Annotated in this window: 5 protein-coding genes; 3 read left to right on the top strand and 2 right to left on the bottom strand. The window is 61.0% G+C overall.

Annotated features, from left to right (window positions below; translation table 11 throughout):
• Positions 1-17 precede the first annotated feature (17 nt).
• Complete coding sequence (locus H7C86_RS36720) at positions 18-728, bottom strand: RNA ligase family protein (protein WP_259349442.1); 711 nt, start codon at positions 726-728, stop codon at positions 18-20.
• A gap of 64 nt (positions 729-792) precedes the next feature.
• Here H7C86_RS36720 and H7C86_RS36715 point away from each other — a divergent pair, with 64 nt between their 5' ends.
• A complete protein-coding gene (locus H7C86_RS36715) occupies positions 793-957 on the top strand; it encodes a hypothetical protein (RefSeq protein WP_182263502.1) in 165 nt (54 codons plus the stop codon).
• Between the two features lie 54 nt (positions 958-1,011).
• On the opposite strand, the gene H7C86_RS36710 is transcribed toward H7C86_RS36715, so the two are convergent.
• Positions 1,012-1,197, bottom strand: coding sequence for a hypothetical protein (locus H7C86_RS36710; RefSeq protein WP_182263501.1), 186 nt, complete (start codon positions 1,195-1,197; stop codon positions 1,012-1,014).
• Between the two features lie 228 nt (positions 1,198-1,425).
• Between H7C86_RS36710 and H7C86_RS36705 the strand changes: the two genes are divergently transcribed.
• Positions 1,426-1,800: a hypothetical protein gene (locus tag H7C86_RS36705; protein WP_182263500.1), complete on the top strand. Its 375-nt coding sequence runs from the start codon at positions 1,426-1,428 to the stop codon at positions 1,798-1,800.
• Between the two features lie 438 nt (positions 1,801-2,238).
• Positions 2,239-2,706 (top strand): hypothetical protein, encoded by a 468-nt coding sequence (locus H7C86_RS36700; protein WP_182263499.1) that lies wholly within the window; start codon positions 2,239-2,241, stop codon positions 2,704-2,706.
• Positions 2,707-2,840: the final 134 nt, after the last annotated feature.

The raw sequence follows: 2,840 nt of genomic DNA, 5'->3' as shown, positions 1-2,840 counted from the left end.
TTCGACACGTTTGATTATCACGCATTACCGGTATCGTCGTGGGCGCCGAGGATCAGTGATCCGATTCCGCCGGCGGCGTTGCCGGATCCGGGGACGAATCCGGAGATGATTCCTTCGGTGTTGGCGCGGAGCGGTGTTTTCAGCCAGCTCGGGGACCGTTTTCCGGGTTGGTAGGTCGAGGTGATGCTTTTGGCGACGATGCCTTCGAGGTGGTGTTTGCGGGCGACCTCAAGCATGGTCGGTCCGTCGACGTTGAGCCAGTGGGGTGGGACTTTGATGCGCGGGTGTTCGAGGCTGAGGTTGGCGAGCGCTTCGCGGCGTTCGAGGTAGGGCAGGTCGGTCGTCGATGTTCCGCCGATGTCGAGGACGTCGAAGACGTAGTAGTTGGTGAGGGCGTCGTTGCGGAGTTGGGCGGTGGGTTTGAGGACGTGCATCCGGCGCTGTAGTCGGGAGAAGGACGGGACACCGTCGGGTCCGAGTGCGACGATCTCGCCGTCGAGGACGGTTTCGCGGTGGTCGAGCACGTCGCTGAGTGCGTCGACGATCTCAGGAAACGAGGCGCTGAAGTTGTTGCCGTTGCGCGACCACAGTGCCGGCGGTTTGGCGCCGGTGGTGGCGATGGCCCTGACTCCATCCCATTTCGACTCGAAGGCCCAGCGCTCCCCCGTGGGTGGATGCCCGAGTGTGGCGAGCATCGGCGGCACTGGCTTTCCGGTGGCGGCGCTCATTGCTCTACTGTGCGCGGGTTTGTACTGGTTTCGGCCGGTCTTCGGAGGTTGAGACAATAGTGAGATGAGCGAGAGTGCAGAACCGGATGAGGTTCACGGGTGGAGCCCAGCCCCGGACGAGGGCCGGGCTGGCACGGTGCTGACGAAGGATGGTCAGTGGGCGTACCGCTACAAGGACGGTGCGGAGCTGATCATGATGAAGATGCCGGAGCGCCCTGCATCCACGTAGAAGTGCAGCAGAAAGGCCCCGCGCCGAATCCGGCGCGGGGCCTTCTTTGGTGGGTTATCCCCACTTTCTGTTCACGTTGTTCGCGAGCCATTCCGCGTCCGACTGGACCATCGGTCCTCGCAGGCAGTAGCGGCCCGCGTTGTCCTCAACGAAGTGGGTGAAGCACTCGTTCTCGTATCCGCCGTGTTCAGCGGTCCGGGGTACAACGACAAAACATGTGGCGGTAGCTGTTTCGGTCATGATGCAGCCTTTATGAGAGTCGGAAGAGTCGCAGCCTGGGGCCAGCAGAACGAGTGCTTCTATCAACTTCGCAACACGAAACTGCGGAGCTACTGGCAGTTGTGCGCCCGTTGTGCAGACTGCCGTGCTTACCCGCGACGGGTCCGGTCGGATCATGTCTGCCGTCGAAAACAGCGTGACTGTGACCTACACCCGCGACGTTCAGGGTCCTTCGGTACCGTCTCCCCAATGAGCGGACTAAAGATCGTGTACAGCGACGGTTCATCGAAGACGTTTCCTGCGGTCTACGCATGGAAGACCCACGGCAAGCACCTGATTGGTATCGATGAGGCCGGAACCGAGGTCGTCAACCAGTACAACGTGGAGATGGTTTCTCAGACCACGGCCGCCCTCGATGGCGATCCGGAGGGGTTCCGCCAAACTCCAACTCATGAACAACGACGAGCAGCGTACATCATGCGATTCGAGCGAAGGTGCGGCGACGACAGTCCCCACTTCGAGCAGTACCGCGAGTGGGTCGCGCAAATGCGTGATGCCGACGAAGGTCACCTCGATCAGATCCTCGACGCCGAATTTGACCTAGTCGGCGACGCTTCTGCTTAGTTCCCGATCGGGCGCATAACGTGAGTTATGGAGCGAACTGGCCAGCAACATAACCTGCTTCCCCGGGCCATACCCCCTGAGCCAGAGGAGCTGGTCCACTGGATCGAGACTAGGCGGCAGCTTGCCTTGCTCGATCCGCCACCAACGCCAAACTGATGACGGGCGATTCGATCAGCCGCTGCAGCGGTTCGACGATTACGACGACCACCCATCTGTCGGGAGAACCCCGAAAAACCGGACAAGCGGCCACGCAAGCAGCGCGTTCTTCGGTTTCACCGCAGATGGCGGCGGAGGAACAAGCACTTCTGATTGCTCGTCGAGCGGCGGCGACGCCGGCAGCGGGTGCAGTTGATCGACACGCATTAGGGATCACACGCATATGCGAGGCCGACGGCCCCCCGACGACGCCAGGGGTCTGTTGCTCTAGGGTTCCGGCTCGTGCAGAGATTGTTTCGTTTCACCTTCCAACTTCGGGCTCCGCTCACTATGCAGCAGGTCAATTTGGTACTGCCCGCAGTCCGTGCGCTGATGGAGCGAGAGGGGCTGGAGCCGAATTACGGACAGCTCGACCCCGAGGGCGAGGATCAGTGGATGATGTCCGGCTGGACTGCCGATCTTGACTACGACGTATTCCTGGATCGCTATCCGGGAGGGTCGTTCGAGGTTTGGCAAAAGTCGGTGGAGGAAGCCAAAAAGCAGTACGGCTCGACTGCCGATCTTGACTACGGCGTATTCCTGGAGCGCTATAAGGGAGGGTCGTTCGAGGATTGGCGAAAGTCGGTGGAGCAAACCATAAAGCAGATAGTGGCGGAAGCGAATCCGGCGGCGCGGGTGTCCTGTGAGTGGCGCTACTCGGATGACGAGGACTTTGAAGTACTCGTCTATGAGGACGCTGACGACGAGTGATGCGCTCGGTCTTTGGGTTGTAGTCGTCGTCGGTCTGGACCACAGCCAGTCGACCTAGGCAGGAGGTGGCCGCCGAGCCCTGAGGTTCACCCCGAAAAGTGGACAGTGGTCACGCGGCCATCGAGGTCGCGGTC

This window comes from Rhodococcus sp. UFZ-B548, from assembly GCF_903819475.1.
Taxonomy (GTDB): domain Bacteria; phylum Actinomycetota; class Actinomycetes; order Mycobacteriales; family Mycobacteriaceae; genus Rhodococcus_F; species Rhodococcus_F erythropolis.
The sequence above is the reverse complement of the archived record's forward strand: the minus strand, read 5'-3'. Positions and strand labels throughout refer to the sequence as shown.

Coding starts and splice junctions, on each gene's coding strand:
- H7C86_RS36720 (WP_259349442.1), bottom strand. CDS start 728: ATGAGCGCCGCCACCGGAAAGCCAGTGCCGCCGATGCTCGCCACACTC.
- H7C86_RS36705 (WP_182263500.1), top strand. CDS start 1,426: ATGAGCGGACTAAAGATCGTGTACAGCGACGGTTCATCGAAGACGTTT.
- H7C86_RS36715 (WP_182263502.1), top strand. CDS start 793: ATGAGCGAGAGTGCAGAACCGGATGAGGTTCACGGGTGGAGCCCAGCC.
- H7C86_RS36710 (WP_182263501.1), bottom strand. CDS start 1,197: ATGACCGAAACAGCTACCGCCACATGTTTTGTCGTTGTACCCCGGACC.